The 18,428-nt window shown below is 68.2% G+C and carries 16 protein-coding genes; 9 read left to right on the forward strand and 7 right to left on the reverse strand.

The window, feature by feature from the left end; all coding sequences use genetic code 11:
- Positions 1–120: 120 nt before the first annotated feature.
- The 6 genes from DK389_RS19180 to DK389_RS19205 all read left to right on the forward strand — a co-directional run bounded on the left by DK389_RS19180 (position 121) and on the right by DK389_RS19205 (position 3,958).
- Positions 121–543, forward strand: a complete 423-nt coding sequence (locus DK389_RS19180; protein ID WP_109891915.1) for a hypothetical protein — start codon at positions 121–123, stop codon at positions 541–543.
- 308 nt (positions 544–851) lie between these two features.
- The gene (locus DK389_RS19185) at positions 852–1,301 is read left to right on the forward strand and encodes a response regulator (RefSeq protein WP_109891917.1); all 450 of its coding nucleotides are present in this window, start codon (positions 852–854) and stop codon (positions 1,299–1,301) included.
- A 60-nt stretch (positions 1,302–1,361) separates the two neighbouring features.
- Positions 1,362–1,568: a hypothetical protein gene (locus DK389_RS19190; protein ID WP_109891919.1), complete on the forward strand. Its 207-nt coding sequence runs from the start codon at positions 1,362–1,364 to the stop codon at positions 1,566–1,568.
- Positions 1,569–1,683: 115 nt separating this feature from the next.
- Positions 1,684–2,877: an alpha/beta hydrolase family protein gene (locus tag DK389_RS19195; RefSeq protein ID WP_109891921.1), complete on the forward strand. Its 1,194-nt coding sequence runs from the start codon at positions 1,684–1,686 to the stop codon at positions 2,875–2,877.
- A gap of 35 nt (positions 2,878–2,912) precedes the next feature.
- Positions 2,913–3,524, forward strand: a complete 612-nt coding sequence (locus DK389_RS19200; RefSeq protein ID WP_109891923.1) for a glutathione S-transferase family protein — start codon at positions 2,913–2,915, stop codon at positions 3,522–3,524.
- Between the two features lie 221 nt (positions 3,525–3,745).
- Positions 3,746–3,958, forward strand: a complete 213-nt coding sequence (locus tag DK389_RS19205) for a hypothetical protein (protein WP_109891925.1) — start codon at positions 3,746–3,748, stop codon at positions 3,956–3,958.
- Positions 3,959–4,027: 69 nt separating this feature from the next.
- On the opposite strand, the gene hpnJ is transcribed toward DK389_RS19205, so the two are convergent.
- From hpnJ to DK389_RS19225, 4 genes are all read right to left on the reverse strand, one after another.
- Complete coding sequence (gene hpnJ / locus DK389_RS19210) at positions 4,028–5,461, reverse strand: hopanoid biosynthesis associated radical SAM protein HpnJ (RefSeq protein WP_109891927.1); 1,434 nt, start codon at positions 5,459–5,461, stop codon at positions 4,028–4,030.
- Between the two features lie 50 nt (positions 5,462–5,511).
- Entirely contained in the window at positions 5,512–6,696 is a 1,185-nt protein-coding gene (hpnI, locus tag DK389_RS19215) for a bacteriohopanetetrol glucosamine biosynthesis glycosyltransferase HpnI (RefSeq protein WP_418291954.1), read from the reverse strand.
- A gap of 78 nt (positions 6,697–6,774) precedes the next feature.
- Positions 6,775–7,389 (reverse strand): MlaC/ttg2D family ABC transporter substrate-binding protein, encoded by a 615-nt coding sequence (locus DK389_RS19220; protein WP_109891931.1) that lies wholly within the window; start codon positions 7,387–7,389, stop codon positions 6,775–6,777.
- Entirely contained in the window at positions 7,380–8,495 is a 1,116-nt protein-coding gene (locus DK389_RS19225) for a flippase-like domain-containing protein (protein WP_109891933.1), read from the reverse strand. Before DK389_RS19225 ends, DK389_RS19220 begins: the two co-directional genes overlap by 10 nt.
- A gap of 210 nt (positions 8,496–8,705) precedes the next feature.
- On the opposite strand from DK389_RS19225, the gene DK389_RS19230 reads away from it, so the two are divergent.
- Positions 8,706–9,887 (forward strand): amidinotransferase, encoded by a 1,182-nt coding sequence (locus tag DK389_RS19230; protein WP_109891935.1) that lies wholly within the window; start codon positions 8,706–8,708, stop codon positions 9,885–9,887.
- Between the two features lie 88 nt (positions 9,888–9,975).
- Positions 9,976–10,818, forward strand: coding sequence for a hopanoid biosynthesis-associated protein HpnK (gene hpnK, locus DK389_RS19235; RefSeq protein WP_109891937.1), 843 nt, complete (start codon positions 9,976–9,978; stop codon positions 10,816–10,818).
- 152 nt (positions 10,819–10,970) lie between these two features.
- Here hpnK and DK389_RS19240 read toward each other — a convergent pair whose 3' ends face one another.
- Entirely contained in the window at positions 10,971–13,622 is a 2,652-nt protein-coding gene (locus DK389_RS19240; protein ID WP_109891939.1) for an MMPL family transporter, read from the reverse strand.
- 616 nt (positions 13,623–14,238) lie between these two features.
- On the opposite strand from DK389_RS19240, the gene hpnH reads away from it, so the two are divergent.
- Complete coding sequence (gene hpnH / locus DK389_RS19245) at positions 14,239–15,402, forward strand: adenosyl-hopene transferase HpnH (RefSeq protein WP_109891941.1); 1,164 nt, start codon at positions 14,239–14,241, stop codon at positions 15,400–15,402.
- A gap of 101 nt (positions 15,403–15,503) precedes the next feature.
- On the opposite strand, the gene DK389_RS19250 is transcribed toward hpnH, so the two are convergent.
- Both DK389_RS19250 and shc read right to left on the reverse strand, forming a co-directional pair.
- The gene (locus DK389_RS19250; protein WP_236960174.1) at positions 15,504–16,217 is read right to left on the reverse strand and encodes a phosphorylase; all 714 of its coding nucleotides are present in this window, start codon (positions 16,215–16,217) and stop codon (positions 15,504–15,506) included.
- A gap of 213 nt (positions 16,218–16,430) precedes the next feature.
- Positions 16,431–18,428, reverse strand: coding sequence for a squalene--hopene cyclase (gene shc / locus DK389_RS19255; RefSeq protein WP_109896592.1), 1,998 nt, complete (start codon positions 18,426–18,428; stop codon positions 16,431–16,433).

Genomic DNA, 18,428 nt, shown 5'->3' on the forward strand with positions numbered 1-18,428 from the left:
ACCGACGGTGCGAAACACGAACGCACCGTGAACGCATAGCTTGACCCTCGTCCCGATTCGGGCCAGTGTTCCTCTATTGTTCCAGCTTCCTGACAGGGAGCGGACGGGAGGGGCGCGGCGATGATCGAGAGCGGGCGGTACGACGGCACCTGCGGCGGCATCCTCTTCCGCAACGACGACTGGACCCTGTCCAAGGACGGGCTGGAGCACCGCTCGGGCTACTTCATCGATCGGGACGCGCTCGGACAGCGCCGAGAGGAGAACCTCTGGGCCTGGCCCCTCCACATGGCCGAGAAGCGCTGGTGCACGCCGAGCCTGTTCCGCGAGGCGTTCCTGGTGGCGCTCGACCGCTTTGGCATCGCGCGCGACGCCGAGCTGGCCCCGTCCTTCGCGGTCGGCATCGGCATACGCGCTGGGCAGGGCGTCGCCGGCGAGGGCTTCGTCAGCCTCTCGGAGATCGTGAGGCCGCGCCCGCAGGCGGGCCATGCGGGGCGGGCAGGGCGCGGCGAGCGCCGCGCCGCGAAGGTCTCCGCGCGGGCTTGAGGGCGCGGCCGCCGATCACGCCGCGCAACGGCAGCCGCAACTCGGATTTTCGAGCGCTGCATTCCTGATCGCGGCCCGTCCTGCGACGGGGCGCGCGGCATTTTCGGGGACTTTCCGGCCGTCTCGATCGTAGAGCGCGCGGGCTGATCTTCGGTCGGCCTGTGCTCTTCGGGACACGCTCAGCCCAATCATTCTGTGCCAGGGTGCGGTGCAGGACTTGCTTTGTCTCAGGGCTGGCGAGTTACGGCGAAGGCGCGATGAAACAAAAGGACGGCCTCGCCGTTCAGCCCCCATAGAGTGGCCCAATCATGAATGACGTGAAGCCGTCGGGAAGGAAGCCGGTCATCCTTGTCGTGGAAGACCAACCCGACGAGCGGTTTCTCGCTGCGACCCTGCTGGAGGAGACCGGCTTCACGGTGATCGAGGCCGAGACCGCCGAGAAGGCGCTCGCGATCCTGAACGACCGTGCGGACGAGGTAAGCGTCGTATTCTCCGACGTCCGCACCCCCGGCCCGATCGGCGGCTTCGAACTCGCCCGCATCATCGGGGTGACCTGGCCGCGGGTGCGGGTCCTGCTGACCTCGGGCGACGCTGGCGACCAGCCAAGCGATCTCCGCGTCTCGGCGACCTTCATCCCGAAGCCCTGGCGCGCGGAGGATATTCTCGCCTGGGTGGAGCAGGCGGCCGGCCGTCCGGATCGCGGACCCTCCGTGATCGGCCCGGGCGGAAAAATTATCTCCCGCGAGATGGAAACTTGACGCCCGATCCCCGTTGACGGCGATCCGCAAGATGCGCCGCCCCCGGTGCCGTGAGCCGTCATGAAATCCGTCGCCCTCAATCACGCCGCGAATTACCGTCGTCCCGGCGCCTCCACCGCGTCGATGGCCGACGCGCTCCTCCTCGCCAAGATCGGCGAGGATCTGCGCGAGCATTACCGCGAGGTCTCCGCGGGCGCTCCGCCGCTCCAGCTCGCGCGGCTCGCCCATCTCCTCGACGAGCGGCGCGCGCACTCGGCCCGCGCCTGAACCGACCGCTGCCCGATCGAACGCACAACGTCCCGGCGCGGCATCGCCAGGGCGCGCAAATCTGCTATGGAAGCGCACCGGCTCAGCCGTCGCGTCCCGTACGATCGAGCACTTCATGCGTCTGACAGCTTGGCACGGCTTAGGGGCCGCAGGATTGGCCGCAGCATGGCTCGGCTTCGCCGGCCTTGCCCCCGCGCGCGCCGCCGCGCCGCCGCCGCAACCGGCACAGGGGCCGGGCGGCGTCGGAGACCGCTCCGCGACGATCGTCAAGCGGGCCGTCGGCCGGGCGAGCGCGGCGACCTTCGCCTTCTACGCGGCGGGCGCCGCCCCCGCCGAGGGCCGCCCCGTCGTGATCTTCCTGCATGCCTGGGGCGCGCCGAACCCGCAGAGCTACGGCGCCTGGATCGACCACCTCGCCCGGATGGGCAATCTCGTCCTGTTTCCCCGTTTCCAGGAGGTGAACCGGACCCGTCCCGCCGACGCCACGGCGAATGCCGAGAGTCTTCTCAAGGCGGCGCTGGCCGAACTCGCGAGCGATCCCGATGCGAAGCCGGACCCGAAGCGGGTCGCCGTGATCGGGCATCTGGCAGGAGCGCCGTTGGCGTTGAACCTCGCCGCGGGGGCCAAGGAGCAGGACCTGCCGGCGCCGAAGCTCGTCTTCGCCGTGATGCCGGGCGGCATCGCGAGCAACCCGAAGGCCCGCGGCATCGCCCTGAAGGACCTCGCCGCGATCCCCGCCGGCACGATGGTGATCACCGTCATCGGCGACAGGGATGCCCGTGCGGCCGACGCCGCCGCCCGCCGCATCCTGCGCGAGGCGAGCGCCGTGCCGCCCGAGCGCAAGCTGTTCGTGCGGGCCCTCTCGGACGACCACGGGTTTCCGGCGCTGACCGCGACGCTCGCGGCGCCGGCCGGCGTCGAATCCGGGTACGACGGGGGTGCGATCAAGCTGCCGCCCGACCCCAAGGATCAGAAGGCGCCCCCCTTCAAGTGGTCGGCCGACATGGCGCTGACGGGCGAGCAGCAGACGCTGGTCTCCCAGATCAACAATGCCCGCACCGACGCGCTGGACTACCTCGCCTTCTGGAAGACGTTCGACCTCGCCGCCGCGGCGGCCTTCTCGGGCGCCGATGCCGGAGCGCTCAAGAACAACGCCCGCTTCAGCGACATGGAGCGCTGGACCGACGGATGGCCGGTGAAACGCCTCGCCGTCGAGACGCCGCGGGCCGCCCCCCAGCCCGCTCCGACGCCCGCGGCGAGCAGCACCGCCCCGGCGGCCCGTAGTTCTACGGCACCGGCTCGCCGCTGAGCAGAATGTCCCTCGAGAGATCCGCCTGATCGACGATGAAGCTGTTCCACTCGCATTTCTCGCCCTTCGTGCGCAAAGTCATGGTCTGCGCGCACGAACTCGGTCTCGCGGACCGGATCGAGCTTCTGCCGAGCGCCGTTCATCCGACGAACCGTGACGGCAAGGTGCTTGCGCATCACCCGCTCGCCCAGGCGCCGACGCTCCTCGACGATGCCGGCGAGGCGGTGGCGGACAGCCGGGTCATCTGCGAATACCTCGACGCGCTGGGCGGGGACCGCCTCTTTCCCGCAGCCGGACCCGAGCGCTGGCGCGCCCTCAACGAGCAGTCGGTCGCGGACGGGCTCCTCGATGCGGCCCTCCTCATCCGCTATGAGTTGACCGCACGACCGGACGCCGAGCACTCCGCCGCTTGGATCGCGGGTCAGCAGGCGAAGATCGGGAGCAGCCTCGCCTGGTTCGAGGCACGGGCCGAGGGTTTCGGCGAGCGCCTCGACATCGGGACGATCGCGACGGCCGTCGCGCTCGCCTATCTCGACCTGCGCTTCGCGGAGTTCGCCTGGAGCGCGCAGCATCCGCGCCTCGCCGCGTGGTACAGGGCGTTCGCCGAGCGGCCCTCGATGCAGCTGAGCCGTCCGCCGGCCGGCTGATGCGTCGTCGCTCTGCATGATCCGGCCAATTCGGCCGCCATCCCGGATGGGCCGAGGCGCGGGGAGCGTTGCTCGGAAGGGCCGACCTGCTTGGCTGTCTCGGCGCGCAGCGGCCAGATCAATCTAAAGTGGTGTTAAGCGCTCAAGCTTAAATCGTCGGGTGAGTGCGCAATGGCGCAGCTCTTGCTACGCTTGGCATCTCATTCGTGGGATGCGCAGCCATGCCCGATTTCGTCGCCGCCCTCACCGCCGCCGCCGCGTTTTGCCTCGGCCTGATTGCCCTCAACGCCCTGACCCGCCTCGCCCTGATCTGTCAGGTGGCGCCCAGCGACCTCGCCGAGAACGGATTCGTGCAATTCGGGGGCGCCGTCATCCTGGCACGCGCCGCCTATCGGCGGGCCCCGCTTGCCGTCAGAGCCGAGGTCGAGCGCTGAGGCCGGCTTGAAAAGGAAACGGCCGGGCCACGAGGCCCGGCCGCTCCTGGCTTCCGATCTGCTCGGGCCTCAGGCGGCCTTGGCGCTCGACTGACGCTCCTTGAGGAAGTGCCAGAACTCGACGCCCTCGCGCAGTCGGCGCTTCATCATGTCCGGCGAGCGGACCATCTCGCCGACGATCGAGGCGATCTTCGGGGCGCGGAAGTAGAACTTCTTGTAGAAATCCTCGACCGAGTTGAAAATCTCGGTGTGCGAGAGGTGCGGATAGTGCAGCGGCGCCACCTGCACCCCGTTCTCGTCGACGAGCTCGGCGTTCTCCACATCGAGCCAGCCGTTCTCGACCGCCTGCTTGTAGAGGAAGGTGCCGGGGTAGGGCGCCGCGAGCGAGACCTGAATCGTGTGCGGGTTGATCCGGGTGGCGAACTTGATCGTCTCCTGGATCGTCTCCTTCGACTCGCCCGGCAGGCCGAGGATAAAGGTGCCGTGGATGGCGATGCCGAGTTCGTGGCAATCCTTGGTGAACTTCTCGGCCACCTCGACGCGCATGCCCTTCTTGATGTTGTGAAGGATCTGCTGGTTGCCCGACTCGTAGCCGACGAGGAGGAGGCGCAGGCCGTTGTCGCGCAGGACCTTCAGGGTCTCGCGCGGCACGTTCGCCTTCGCGTTGCACGACCACGTGACGCCGAGCTTGCCGAGTTCGCGGGCAATCTCTTCCGCGCGGGGCAGGTTGTCGGTGAAGGTATCGTCGTCGAAGAAGAACTCCTTCGTCTGCGGGAACGCCTTCAGGCAGTACTTGATCTCCTCGATCACGTGGCCGACCGAGCGGGTCCGGTAGGTGTGGCCGCCTACCGTCTGCGGCCACAGGCAGAACGTGCAGCGGCTCTTGCAGCCGCGGCCGGAATAGAACGAGATATAGGGGTGCTTCAGGTAGCCGATGAAGTAGTTCTCCATCACGAGATCGCGCTTGTAGACGCTCGTGACGAAAGGCAGCTGATCCATGTCTGTCATGATCGGACGGTCTTCGTTGTGCACGATGACGCCCGAGGCATTCCGATAGGACAGGCCCTTGATCTTGGACATGTCGATCCCGTCGGCGACGTCCTTGATCGTGAAGTCGAACTCGTTGCGAGCCACGAAATCGACCGCGGGCGCCTGGGCGAGACTGCCGGCGGCATCGACCGCGACCTTGGCGCCGATCAGGCCGGCCTTTAGGTTCGGGTTCTCGGCCTTCAGCGCCTCGATGGTCTTCACGTCCGACTTGAAGGACGGCACCGAGGTGTGGAGCACGACGAGGTCGAAATCCTTGGCCTGGCCGCGGATCTCGTCGAGCTTGGTCTTGTGCGGCGGGGCGTCGATCAGCTTCGAGTTCTCGACGAGCGCCGCCGGCTGCGCGAGCCAGGTCGGATACCAGAACGACTTGATCTCGCGCTTGGCCTGATAGCGGGAGCCGGCGCCCCCGTCGAAGCCGTCGAAGGTCGGTGCCTGGAGGAAGAGCGTGCGCATGGGGTTCAAGGCCTCAGTGCAATGCGAGACGAAGTCAGACGAAGCGAAGATCAGACGGAGGTGGCTTCAGCATCGCGGCTGAGCGTCGCCTCCGGAATAAGCGTTCCGTCCGCAACGACGCGATAATCGTGACCTTTCCATGTCACCGCACCCGAGACGAAGCTCCACGAGAAGTTCGCGAAGGAGAGCATGTCGCGAATCGGCAACAGCCAGTAGGCGTGCGGCTCCAGCCCAAAAGCGCGCTCGAGCCGGACGCAGAGCAGGATGCGGCAGGCCAGCGCCAGGGCGGCCACGACGAGGGCGCTGTGGCCCGCCCCCGGCAGCAGCGCGCCGATCAGCGCCAGCGGGAAGGCGTGGGTGACGACGGAACCGGCATAGCCGGCCGGATCGACGTTGCGGATCGTGCGGTTCCAGCGCAGCTCGTGCCGCCAGAGGCCGGACATCTCGGTGTCGACGCAGGTATGCCCGATCGTGAAGTTTGGGATCGCCACCTCGCCCACATGGATGCGCAGGGCCTCGCCGATCGCGTAATCGTCGGCGAGATCGTCGCGAAACGCCTCGAAGCCACCGATCGCGGAGAGCGCGGTGCGGCGGAAGGCGATGGTCGAGCCGAAGCAGGGCTTGGCGAGCTTCAGCGCCGTGCCCATCACCACGTTCGGCAGGAATTGTACGTCTATGGCGAGGCCGGAGAGGTGGGCATGGATCCCGCGGTGGGCCGGCACGCCGTGATAGAGGCAAGTGACGCCGCCGATGCCGGGCGCGGAGAGCTCGGCGACCACCCGCTCCAGGTAGTCGGGCCGCACCACCATGTCGCTGTCGGCGAGCACGATCACGTCATTGGCGATCAGAGCCGACATGTTGATCAGGTTCGAGACCTTGCGGTTCGAGCCGTGCTGGCGTGCATCGATCACGAGGTCGATGCGCGCGGACGGATGCGCCTCCTGCAGGCGGCGCACGACGCCGATCGCCGGGTCGGCCGCGTTCTGCACGCCGAAGACGATCTGGACCAGGCCCGCGTAATCCTGCCGGCAGAACGTCTCCAGGTTCTCGTAGAGGTTCGGCTCCATGCCGCAGAGGGGCTTGAGCATCGTGACCGAGGGTCGCGCCGCATCCGCGGCGAGGCGGGCCGGGATGCGAGCGGCGAAGCGGCCGGCGAGGAGGGCCGCGATGAGCCCGTAGCCGCAACCGGCGAGCGCGAGGACGAGAAGGATCGGCGAGAGCCAGGTCAGGTCCATGAGGGACATCGCTCGGTCACGGAAGGGAGGGGGCGCGCCGGTAGGCGCGGCGTCAGAGGTGTGACGTGTCGGCTTCGTTCAAGGCGCTGGTTTGGCGGCGAGCATCTTGTCCGTGCGCTCGCGCAGGAATTTGAGCAGCCCGTCCGCGCCACCGGCCTTCAGCGGCTCGGCGAAGCTCGTGCGCTGCGCGGCGACCTCGCTGACGTTGCCGTTCAGAAGGACGTCCTGGATGCGGTTGCCCGCATTCACCACGAAGTCGACGTCGGAATCCTCCCCGCCCGCATTCGCCACCCGCGTGCGGACGACGCGGGCGCCGCCGCGGGCCTCGCTCTTCGGGTTGACGTCGAACTTGCCGCCGATCGCCTCGGACAGGCGCGTGGCGTAGGTCGCGATGAAGTGTTGCGCGAAAGCCTCGGTCAGGGCCGTCTGCTGGTCGGCCGCAAGGCCCTTCCACTTCGGGCCCACGGCGACGCGGACCATGGCCGGAAAGTCAAAGCTCTCGCGCATCGGGCCGGAGATGGCATCCGCCCGGGCCTTCACGTCGCGGGACCCGTCCTTCAGCGCAGCCTCGTAGCTGGTGTACAGGGACTGCACCGTCTTGGCGGCCGGATCGTCCGCGGCCCGCGCGGTGGGCGCTGCCGCCAGGACGGCGACGCAGACGAGCGCGGCCAGGAATTCGCGGATCAGGCGCACTTCTTCAGGTCTCCCCGCTCGGCCTCGCTCAACGAGGGGGCGTAGGCGTTGCGCGGCGGGGCGTAGCTGTAGAGCGGCCCCAAGGTCGCGGGCTGGAGCACCGCCCCGAGGCGGCGTCCGAGTTCGGCGGCGCGCTCCTCGCTCTCCTCGGCCTCGGTGCCACGCTCCATCAGGTGCCACGCGATGAGGCCCGGCACGCCGACGAGGAGGTCGGCGAGGCGCTTGACGAGCGACAGGGCGAGCGCCGCCTCGGCCGGGATCCCGAAGATCGCGCAGAGGGCGATCAGGCCGCCCTCCTGCGCCCCGAGGGCACCGGGCACCGCGAAGGCGGCGCCGCGCACGGCCTGGGCGAGGCTCTCGATGATCACGGCCTCGGCGAAGCTCACCGGATAGCCCATGAAATGCAGGCAGACATAGACTTCGAGCGTGCCGATGAGCCAGCCGACGAGGTGGATCGCGATGCCGGAGAGGATTCGGGTAGGCTGGCCGTAGAGCCGGCGCAGGTTGTCGTAGAGCACGTCGATGGCGCCGAGCGCGCGCCACTCGCGGCCCGAGGCGAACCGGCTGACAAGGGCCTGGATCAGGCGATGCCCGGAGCGGCGCTGGATCAGATAGAAGGCACCGACCGCCGGGGCGGCGATGGCGAGCCCACCCGCGACCGCACGGACCACCGGCCCGTCACCCGCCAACCAGACGAGGATGCCGAGGCCGGCCACCGTGAAGAGGAGCTGCGTCAGCGCCTGCGTCATCAGGTCGACGAACATGCTGGCGCCGGCGAGCCCCCCGGTGACGCCGCGGCGCGTGAGGAGGCGCGCCCCGACGAAGTCGCCGCCCACGGTCGCCACGGGCAGAAGCGTGTTGATGCCCTCGCGCACGAAGCGGAGGTTCACGCAGGCCGGAAGAGCCGGACGCTCCATTTTCGGGAAGATCACGAACCAGCCGAGGCCGGCCCACGCGACGGCGACGGCGCGCGCCGCCACGACGAACAGGGCACCCCAGCCCGCGCTCACCACCGCGGCCGCCACATCCTCAAGACCCGAGGACAGGAACAGGCCGACGACCGTGCAGAGTCCGACGATGAGAGCCAGGGTCGTCAGGCGCTTCATGATCCTCTTTCGGGTTCGTCGAAGGCTGAAATGCTGAATTCCCGCCGTGATTCCGACGGAAAAAAATCGCCGGGAGCGAGGAGCATCTCGGCAAGTTGCAGCTTTGGTCAGCGTTGTCTATCACCCGGGAGACACACCGCGGTCCAAAGCGGCACAGGGGCGAAATGCCTCCCGAAGAACTGCTGCGGGAACGCCGAAGGGGACTGACCGATGGATCGCGAATCACACATCACGGCCGGCGAGGCCGTGCTCGACGACGCTCACGCCGGTGCCTTCAACGGCCACAATCAGGGCAGCGCGGGCGTGCCGGCGCCTCAATCCCCGGTAATGGCCTGGAACGAGTGGGATCCGCTGGAGGAGGTCATCGTCGGCTCGCTCGACGGCGCGACCATCCCGACCCACCATCTCACGGTGATTTTCAACCTGCCGCGGGCAGCGCAGCCCTTCTACCGGTTCGCGAGCGGCTGGCGCTATCCGAAGTTCATGAAGAAGCTCGCCCAGGCCGAGCTCGACAATTTCATCGGCATCCTGGCCGGCGAGGGCGTGAAGGTGCGCCGCCCCGACAGCGTCGACTTCTCGCGGAAGTTCAAGGCGCCGCGCTGGTCCTCGCGCGGCTTCTGCGTGGCCTGCCCGCGCGACCCCTACCTCGTGATCGGTGACGAGATCATCGAGAGCCCGATGTGCTGGCGCTCCCGCTACTTCGAGGGGGATGCCTACCGCTCCCTGTTCAAGGAGTATTTCCGCGCCGGCGCCCGCTGGACCTCGGCGCCGCGGCCCCAGCTCACCGACGATCTCTACAACTACGATTATCGGGTGCCGAACCTGAAGGCCGGCGAGCCGATGCAGTTCACCGTCAACGAGTTCGAGCCCGTCTTCGACGCGGCCGATTTCGTGCGCTGCGGGCGTGACCTTTTCGTCACGCGCTCCAACGTCACGAACCTGATGGGCATCGAGTGGCTGCGCCGCCACCTCGGGCCGGGCTTTCGCATCCACGAGATCGAGAGCCGTTGCCCGCAGCCGATGCACATCGACTCGTCGTTCATGCCGCTGGCGCCCGGCAAGGTGCTGGTCAATCCGGACTACGTCGATGTCGAGCGCCTGCCGGCGGTCCTCAAGAAGTGGGACGTCCTGATCGCGCCGCGCCCCGACCCCGTCGCGGGCTTCATGAGCAAGATCTCGATGTGCTCGCCCTGGACCTCGATCAACGTGCTGATGCTCGACGAGAAGAAGATCGTCGTCGACGCGAGCCAGCCGACCTTGATCAAGGCCCTGAAGGATTGGGGCTTCGATCCGATCCCGGCGCCGTTCCTGTCCTACGGCCCGTTCGGCGGCTCCTTCCACTGCGCGACGCTCGACGTGCGCCGCCGCGGCACGCTGAAATCCTACTTCTGAGACGGGGGCGGTCGAGACCGCCCGCGACACGCACGTCGTTCCAGGTTCCGGGGCCTCGCCTTCGCGGCGGCCCCGGCGAGGAGATCCCGTGAAGCGGTTGGTGGTCACGGCTGACGATTTCGGCCTGAGCCTTCAGGTCAACGAAGCGGTGGAGCAGGCGCACCGCGAAGGAATCCTCACCGCCGCGAGCCTGATGGTCTCGGCGCCCGCGGCCGCCGACGCGATCGAGCGGGCTCGGCGCCTGCCGTCGCTCCGGGTCGGGCTACACCTCGTCCTCGTCGAGGCGTGGCCGACCCTACCGGCCGTCGAGCTTCCCGATCTCACCGACGCGGCCGGGCTGATGCGCCGGGACATGGAGCGGCTCGGGCTCGACCTCGCCCTGAGACCCGCCGCGCGACGGCAGCTCTCCGCCGAGATCGGGGCCCAGTTCGAGGCCTTCCGCGCCACCGGGCTGCCGCTCGATCACGTCAACGCCCACAAGCACTTCCACGTGCATCCGCTGATCGCGGGCGCCGTGCTGAGGATCGGGCGCGCCTTCGGCATGCGGGCGCTCCGCGTCCCCCGCGAGCCCCGTGAGATCCTGCGGCGGGCGGAACCCGGCTCGAATCCACGACCGGCCCTCGACATCGCGCCCTGGGCCGCGCTCCTCGCCGTACGCGCCCGCGCCGCCGGCCTCCTGATCCCGGACCGGACGCTTGGCTTGGCCTGGTCCGGCGCCATGAATCCGGCCCGCGTGGCGGCCCTGCTGTCGCAGCTGCCGGAGGGGCTGACGGAGCTATACACCCATCCGGCCACGGCGGGTGGCTTTCCCGGCGAGGCGCCGGGCTACGCCTACGCGGCGGAGCGGGACGCACTCACGGCGCCAGAGGCGCGGCAGGCGGTGGAACGGGCCGGAGCGATCCGCGGCGGGTTCTCGGATTTCGCGCGCTGACGCGCGCGCGGCGAACGTCGCCGCCGAGGGATGATCCTGGGTGCCGCCGCCTGGCAGGACGTGGCCGTCGAGGATCGACCTCGCGATGCCGCCCGGCACGGGCAGGGCTTGCGCGCGGTGCGGTCCGGCCGCACCGCGCGTCGTTCGATGGCCTACTTCGCCAGCGCCGCCTCGGAACGCTTCGGCATCATCGCGTCGTCGTCGATGGTCTTCGCTTCGGGCCGCTTCGGGTCGGGCTTCTTGGGCGGAGGGCCCAGGAAGGCCGGCACCACGAAGAAGGCCGCGAGCAGGGTGAAGAACAGCGACAGCGCGAGCAGCTTACCCATGCTCGCCGTGCCGGGATGGCTCGACAGGACGAGCGAGCCGAAGGCCGTGCCGGTGGTGAGCGCCGAGAAGAAGATCGCCCGGGTGAGGCTTGAGGCCAGCATGTCGGTCACGCCCGCTCGCCACGCGATCACGTAATAGATGTGGAACGCGACGCCGACCGCGAGCATCAGCGGCAGGGCGATGATGTTGGCGAAGTTGAGCGGCATGCCGACCACGTGGAGCGCCATCAGCGTCCAGAGAGTGGCGAGCACCAGCGGCCCGAGCGTCATCGCGACGTCCCAGGGTTTGCGCAGAGCCACCGAGAGGATGATGAAGATCAGCGCCAGCGCGGTTAGGCCCGCCTGAACGAAGGCCCCGAGGATCGTGTAGCTCGACGCGGTCGTCGCCACCGGCGCTCCGGTCGCGTGCGGCGCCACGGTCTGCACCTCCTTGGCGAAGTTGCGCAGGACCTGATCGTCGTTCGAGTTGCCCTTCGGATGGACCTCGATGCGGGCGCGCCCATCGGCGGCGACCCACTCGGCCTTCACCTGCGGGGGCAGGTTCTCAAGCGTGATCTTCTCCGGGTGGAGCAGGTCGCGCAGTCGCTTCAGCAGGGTCTTCAAGTCGGTGGTCAACGCGACCGAGGCCGCCTCGCGGATCGTGACCGGGGCGTTGGCGAGCTTGTCGAGCGTATTGGCGAGCGCGTCCGCGCTCTTGGCGCCGGGCTCGCTGCCGCCGCCGACCCCGCGCAGGGCGACAGCCGCATCCTTGATCGCCTTCACGTTCTCGGCGTCCGTTGGCGGCGGCGGCTTGCGGCCGGGATTCAAGACGGGATCGAGAAGCTGCGCCGTCTCCTGGATCGTGGCGAGCTTCTGGTCCTGGTCGCGCGGCACGTAGGTGTCGATGCTGTTCATCTCGGCGACGGAGGACAGGGCGCGCAGCTTCTTCATCGTCTCCGGAATGTCGGCGACGGAGGGAACGAGCACGTCGATGATGTTGGGGCTCGTCGCCGGGTCCTTGATCAGGTCGAGATAGGTCGCGATCGACTCGACCTTGGGGCTCCTCAGGTGCATCGGGTTCGAATCGAAGGGCAGCTTCCAGAGGAGCGGCATCCCCGCGAGGGTGATGAGACCGACGCCGGTCAGGACCCATTTGCGGTTGCGGATGATCCACGGATCGACGCCGGACAGCCAGGTCGTCTCGACGGCCTCCTTCTCGCCCCGCGGCTTGAACACGGCAATCAGCGCCGGCAGCAGGGTGAGCGAGAACAGGTAGGCCACGATCATGCCGACGCCGGCGATCAGGCCGAGTTCGGACACGCCGCGGAAGGCGGTCGGCAGGAAAGCGAAGAAGCCGGCGAGCAGCGAGACGGCGGCGAGCGTCAGCGACCAGCCAACGCCCCGCGAAGCCGCCCGGATCGCGGCCTCCAGCGTCGGCTGCTCGTAGCGGTCGGCCCGGTATCGCACGGCGAACTGGATGCCGAAATCGATGCCGAGGCCGACGAACAGAGCCGCGAAGGCGACCGAGATCGGGTTCAGCTCGCCGACCATGAGGAGGCCGAGCGCCGCCGTGACGATGAGACCCGCGAAAGTCGTGATGATCACGGCGGTGACGAGCGGCGCGGAGCGCAGAGCCAGCCACAGGAACAGGACGATGGCGCCGACCGTGACGCTGTTGTTGAGGAAGGCGTCGTCCGACAGCGTAGCGAACTCGTCGTCGGCCACGGCGACCGGTCCGGTCAGCCGCATGCGCAGGCCGTTCGCCTCGTCGATCCTCAGATCCTTGGCGGTGCCGCGGATCAGCTTCGTCGCCTCCGCGCCCGGCTGGAGGGCGTTGAAGTCGAGGACCGGCTGGATGATCACGAACTTACGCAGGTCCGTGACGCGGGTCTCGCCGCCGGAGAGCAGCATCTGCCAGGACATGCGCGCGGGCTTGCCGGCGAGCACCGTCTCCAGCGTGCTGTTGATCTGCGCCATCGGCTTGTCGAGCTCTTCGAGCTTGGCGTCGCCGCTCTTCACGCCACGGGCGCCCAGGCTCAGGACACGCATGATCCCGCGCAGCGACGGGTCAGCCGCGAGGGGGCCGAGCAGGCCCTGCTGCTGGACGAGCTGCTCCGTCGTCTTCTCGAGCTCCGCCTGCGACATCAGCAGGAAGCCGTTCTTGTCGAAGAACGGGCCGCCGTCCGGGCGGTACACGGTCTCGATCAACTTCTTTTGATTGCTCAGCGCCTTGGTCAGCTCGGCGGCGGCCTCCTCGGCCTCCTCCGGCGTCTTCCCGTCGATGACGGCCACCACCGTGTTGGTGCGCTGAGGGAAGGCCTTCTCGTAGTTGATCTCGTCCTGGCGCCAGGATTCCTTCGGATCGATCAGCCGCTCGACATCGGTGTTGATCCGGAACAGATGCGCGGCGGTGCCGGCGCCGACGACGGTCATCAGCGCGACGACCGCGATGACGATCCAGCGACGATGAACGGAAAACGCGACGAGTCGTTCGATCACGAGTATCCTGCCTGCCTAGAGCCCTCACCGGAAACCGGGAGCGGGTGTCCGGTCGAGACCGCGCGACGCAACGGGGAAACGGGGCATCTGCCACGAACCTTGGCTCGCGCAAAATGCCCTGATCGCCGATCCGGCATCTCCGAGACCGGAACGAGTGGCGGGGACGGCCGGTTTCAGCCGCCCGCGCGATACCGGACGCTCGATCCGGCCGCCGACCCTTCGCGGTCGGCCTGCTCAGTAAAGGCCCTGAGCCGCGAATGCAACGCAGGGGCAATTCCAGTGGAAGAGCTGTCTCGAGGTGCGATTTCGCACTGCAGCAAACTTATGCTCAAGCTCAGATCGCTGGTCTGGTCGCATTCCGGACGCAAAGCTGGCATTGGGTCTGCGCACTAGGAAAGACCACCCGGATTGGGATAGGCGTCGGCTCGGAACGCAGTGTGATGACGGGCGCGATCCCGTGATCTGTGGCCCGCTTGCGTCATCGGCCGAAACACGTGCGCCCGCCCGCGTTCGCGGACGGCAATTGAGACCGTTTCCAACCTAGATCGCTGGAATTCGTGTTCTTTTCGCGCTAAGCAGCCCGACAATCTGGGGCCAAAAACAAAGGAGCCGCGTTTTGGGCATTCCCCTCCGGTACGTCGCGAAGATCGGCGGCTACATCCTCAAGCAGCATCTGACGGGCCGCAAGCGCTACCCGCTCGTGATGATGATGGAGCCCCTGTTCCGCTGCAACCTCGCCTGCGCGGGTTGCGGGAAGATCGACTACCCGGACGAGATCCTCAACAAGCGCCTGCCGGTGGCCGACGCGCTGGAATCCGTGCGCGAGTGCGGCGCACCCGTGGTCGTGATCGCGGGTGGCGAGCCGCTTCTCCACAAGGATCTGCCGCAGATCGTTCAGGGCATCATCGCCCAGAAGAAATTCGCCATCGTCTGCACGAACGCACTGCTCCTCGAAAAGAAGATCAAGGAGTACAAGCCGAGCCCCTACTTCACGTGGTCGATCCACCTCGATGGCGACCAGGAGATGCACGACAAATCGGTTTGCCAGCGCGGCGTCTACGACAAGGCCGTCGCGGCCATCAAGACGGCCAAGGAGATGGGCTTCCGGGTCACCATCAACTGCACATTCTTCAACAATTCCTCGCCTGACAAGATCGCGGACTTCTTCGATTCCGTCACCCGCATGGGCATCGACGGCATCACGGTCTCGCCGGGCTACGCCTACGAGCGCGCGCCCGACCAGCAGCACTTCCTGAACCGGAAGGCGACGAAGGACCTGTTCCGGGGCGTGTTCCGCCACGGCAAGGAGAAGGGCCGCGAGAAGTGGACCTTCCAGCAATCGGGCCTGTTCCTCGACTTCCTGGCCGGCAACCAGACCTACCATTGCACGCCCTGGGGCAATCCGACCCGGACCGTGTTCGGCTGGCAGAAGCCCTGCTACCTGCTGGGCGAGGGTTACACCGCGACCTTCAAGGAATTGATGGAGGAGACGGACTGGGATTCGTACGGCACCGGCAATTACGAGAAGTGCGCCGATTGCATGGTCCATTCGGGCTATGAGGCGTCCTCGGTGGTCGATTCCGTGCGCAAGCCCTGGAAACCCGTGCTGCACGCGATCCGCGGCATCCGGACCGAGGGCGAGATGGCGCCCGAGGTCAGCCTGGAGAAGCAGCGCCCGGCGGAGTTCGTGTTCTCGCGCAACGTCGCTCAGAAGCTGTCCGAGATCAAAGCCTCGGGTGCAGACACCAAGCAGGAAGCTCGCAAGCGCACGGCCGCCTGAGGCAGCGCCGAGGTCATCCCAACGAGAAAGCCCCGCGGCGCCGCCGCGGGGCTTTTTTCATGGCGTCCGCCGGCGTCAAAAAGGGACGTGGCTTCCTCGATCTAGGCGACCTCGCGCAGGGGCTCCTCCGCCAACGGGATACCGAGCCCGGGGCCGAGCAGGGCGCGGCAGCGGGCGAGCGACCCGAAGGCGGCCTTCGAATCCCGGGCGAGGCGGACGAGGCCGCCGACCTTGGCCGAACCGCGGGCGAGGGCGGCGAGGACCGCCAGGATATCGGGCTCGCCGTTCGGTTTCAGAGCCTGGGCGGCGAAGGCGGGCAGCGCCCGGTGGGCCGGATCGCAGACCACGCGGATCGCAGCGAAGGGCACGCCGTGCCGCTCGGCAAAGGCGGCAGCGACGTGCGATTCCATGTCGACGGCAGCCGCGCCTGTGCGGGACCAGAGATCGGCCTTTCCCTCTAGGCTCAGCACCGCCGCGTCGACGCCGGCGAGATCGCCGGGGAGGACTTTCAGCCCGGGCCGGGCGAGGCGGGCGAGCAGGGCGGCGGCAATGGATGCGTCGGCCTCGTAGCGGCGGTTGCCGGCCTGCACGGCGGAGGCAATCACCACGTCACCCGGCAGCAGATCCGGATCGAGGCCGCCCGCGATCCCGATGCTGACGACGGCCCGGCAGCCCGGCTGCACGCGCTCGGCCAGCATCGCCTGCAGGCGGTGGGGATTTCCACCCGCGCCGATCGCGGCGACACCGGGACCGGCGGCGAGGCGGCCCTCCTTGGCGAGACCGGTCACGGCGAGCACCGGCAAGGACAGGGCCATCGGGCCTGTGCGAACCGCAACGACGCGGCCGCTCGGGGCTGGCTCGGGCAGAATCATGGAAACCCGGCTGTTCGAGGCTGAACCACCCGGTCGACGGACCGGGCGTGAAGCTCTAGCAGCCTTCATACCAATCCCAATGCGGCCGGCCTGTGGCCAGCCGGCAACAAAGCGCGCCGAAGGCGGTCGGGAGTGCCCCGGATGCTCGCCGCCCGGTCACATCCCGAAGGCGACCTCACGGCTGTTGCTCCGCTTGAGGTTGCGGTAGCGCGCCATGGCCCAGAGGGGGAAGAACTTCGAGTAGCCGTGGTAGCGCAGGTAGAAGACGCGGGGGAACCCGGTCGCGGTATAGCGCTCCTCGGTCCAGAAACCGTCCGCACCTTGCGTGCGGGCAAGGTAGTTGATGCCCCGCGTCACCGCTGGCTCGTCGTTGGCGCCCGCGGCCATCAGGGCCAGTAGGGCCCAGGCCGTCTGCGAAGCGGTGCTGTAGCCGGGCTCGAAAGCCGGATCGATCTTGTAGCTCGACGCGTCCTCGCCCCAGCCGCCGTCCGGGTTCTGGATGCTGATGAGCCACGTCACGGCCCGGCGCACCTCCGGGGAATTCGGGTCGATGCCGGCGGCGTTGAGGGCGCACAGCACCGACCACGTACCGTAGATGAAGTTCATGCCCCAGCGGCCGTACCAGCTGCCGTCCTTCTCCTGCTCCTTGAACAGGTAGGCGACGCCCCGGTCGAGAGCCTGCGAGGTCTCGCGGGTCTCGCCGAGTTGCGCCAGCATCGAGACGACGCGGGCCGTCACGTCTGCGGTCGGCGGGTCGAGAAGCGCCCCATGATCCGAGAACGGGATGTGGTTGAGGTACATGTGGTTGTTGTCTGCATCGAACGCGGCCCAACCGCCATCTTTCGACTGCAGGCCTTCGACCCATTCGCGCGCCCGGGCGATCGACGCGCTGTAATCGGGCATGTCGGCCACCAGCCCGTGCTGGCGCATGGCGCGGTTCATCGCCATGACCACGACTGCCGTATCGTCGAGGTCGGGGTAGTGGGCGTTCGCGTACTGGAACGCCCAGCCGCCCGGCCGAACGTTCGGTTTCGCCGCCGCCCAATCGCCGACGATGTCGAGGACCTGCCGGGGCTTCAGCCAGTCGAGGCCGTCGCGCGCCTGCCGCTCGGCGTCGGAGCCACCGGCTTCGAGCAGCGCGTGGCTGGCGAGCGCCGTGTCCCATACGGGCGAGACGCAGGGCTGGACGTAGGCCTCGTGGTCCTTCTCGACGACGAGCTTCTCGATGGCGTCGCAGGCGATGCGGACCTGCGGGTGATCGGCCGGGTAGCCCATCACCTCGTACATCAGCACCGAGTTGACCATGGCGGGGAAGATCGCGCCGAGCCCGTCCTCACCGTTCAGGCGCTCGCTGACCCAGGCGACCGCCTTCTCCTCGGCGCGCAGGCGCGGCGTCTTCGGGAAGTAGTTCTCGACCTTCTGCAGCACCCGGTCGATGCCGCCGAAGATCGGCGTCCAGGGCCAAGTGGCGTGCGGTGAGCCGGGCCAGGTGCGGACGTGCTCGGGCGGGGTGACGAACAGCTCCTGAACGCCGATCCCGCGCGGGTTCCGGGCCCGCGGCTTCTCAGCCTGCAGGACGAACATGGGCACCATCACGCAGCGCGCCCAGTAGGAGACCTTGTCGAGGTGGAAGGGGAACCACGTCGGGAGGAACATGACCTCGACGGGCATCACCGGCACCGCGGCCCACGGTACCTCGCCATAGAGGGCAAGCAGGAACCGCGTGAAGACGTTGGCGTTCGCGGCGCCGCCACGGGACAGGATCGCCTCGCGCGCCCGACGCATGTGGGGCGCCTCGATGTCGTCGCCGATCATCTTGAGGGCGAAATACGCCTTCACGCTGGCGCTGATGTCGAAGGGACCGTCGTGGACGAGGGCCCAGCCGCCATGCTTGCCCTGCGTCCGGCGCAGGTAATTTCCGATCTTGGCCTCAAGGCCGGCGCGCGGCGTGGTCGCGCGGAACTGATGGAACAGGATGTACTCAGAGGGGATGGTCGCGTCGGCCTCGAGTTCGAAGCAGATATGCCCGTCCGCGTGCGCGAGGCGCGTGAGCGCCCGCGTCGCGTTGACCACCCCGCGCTCGACGTCGTCCAGGGAGATGTCCTGGGTCTTCGGGCGCTGCAGCGCCTCGACCTTGCTCACAGCCTCTCGCAT

Source organism: Methylobacterium durans (assembly GCF_003173715.1).
Taxonomy (GTDB): Bacteria; Pseudomonadota; Alphaproteobacteria; order Rhizobiales; family Beijerinckiaceae; genus Methylobacterium; species Methylobacterium durans.

Excerpts from the sequence above, each read along its gene's own strand:
- DK389_RS19200 (WP_109891923.1), top strand. The coding sequence starts at position 2,913 with ATGAAGCTGTTCCACTCGCATTTCTCGCCCTTCGTGCGCAAAGTCATG.
- DK389_RS19250 (WP_236960174.1), bottom strand. The coding sequence starts at position 16,217 with ATGGCCCTGTCCTTGCCGGTGCTCGCCGTGACCGGTCTCGCCAAGGAG.
- DK389_RS19205 (WP_109891925.1), top strand. The coding sequence starts at position 3,746 with ATGCCCGATTTCGTCGCCGCCCTCACCGCCGCCGCCGCGTTTTGCCTC.
- shc (WP_109896592.1), bottom strand. The coding sequence starts at position 18,428 with ATGCGAGAGGCTGTGAGCAAGGTCGAGGCGCTGCAGCGCCCGAAGACC.
- DK389_RS19185 (WP_109891917.1), top strand. The coding sequence starts at position 852 with ATGAATGACGTGAAGCCGTCGGGAAGGAAGCCGGTCATCCTTGTCGTG.
- DK389_RS19190 (WP_109891919.1), top strand. The coding sequence starts at position 1,362 with ATGAAATCCGTCGCCCTCAATCACGCCGCGAATTACCGTCGTCCCGGC.
- hpnJ (WP_109891927.1), bottom strand. The coding sequence starts at position 5,461 with ATGCGCACGCTCTTCCTCCAGGCACCGACCTTCGACGGCTTCGACGGG.
- DK389_RS19180 (WP_109891915.1), top strand. The coding sequence starts at position 121 with ATGATCGAGAGCGGGCGGTACGACGGCACCTGCGGCGGCATCCTCTTC.
- DK389_RS19195 (WP_109891921.1), top strand. The coding sequence starts at position 1,684 with ATGCGTCTGACAGCTTGGCACGGCTTAGGGGCCGCAGGATTGGCCGCA.
- hpnI (WP_418291954.1), bottom strand. The coding sequence starts at position 6,696 with ATGGACCTGACCTGGCTCTCGCCGATCCTTCTCGTCCTCGCGCTCGCC.
- DK389_RS19225 (WP_109891933.1), bottom strand. The coding sequence starts at position 8,495 with ATGAAGCGCCTGACGACCCTGGCTCTCATCGTCGGACTCTGCACGGTC.
- DK389_RS19230 (WP_109891935.1), top strand. The coding sequence starts at position 8,706 with ATGGATCGCGAATCACACATCACGGCCGGCGAGGCCGTGCTCGACGAC.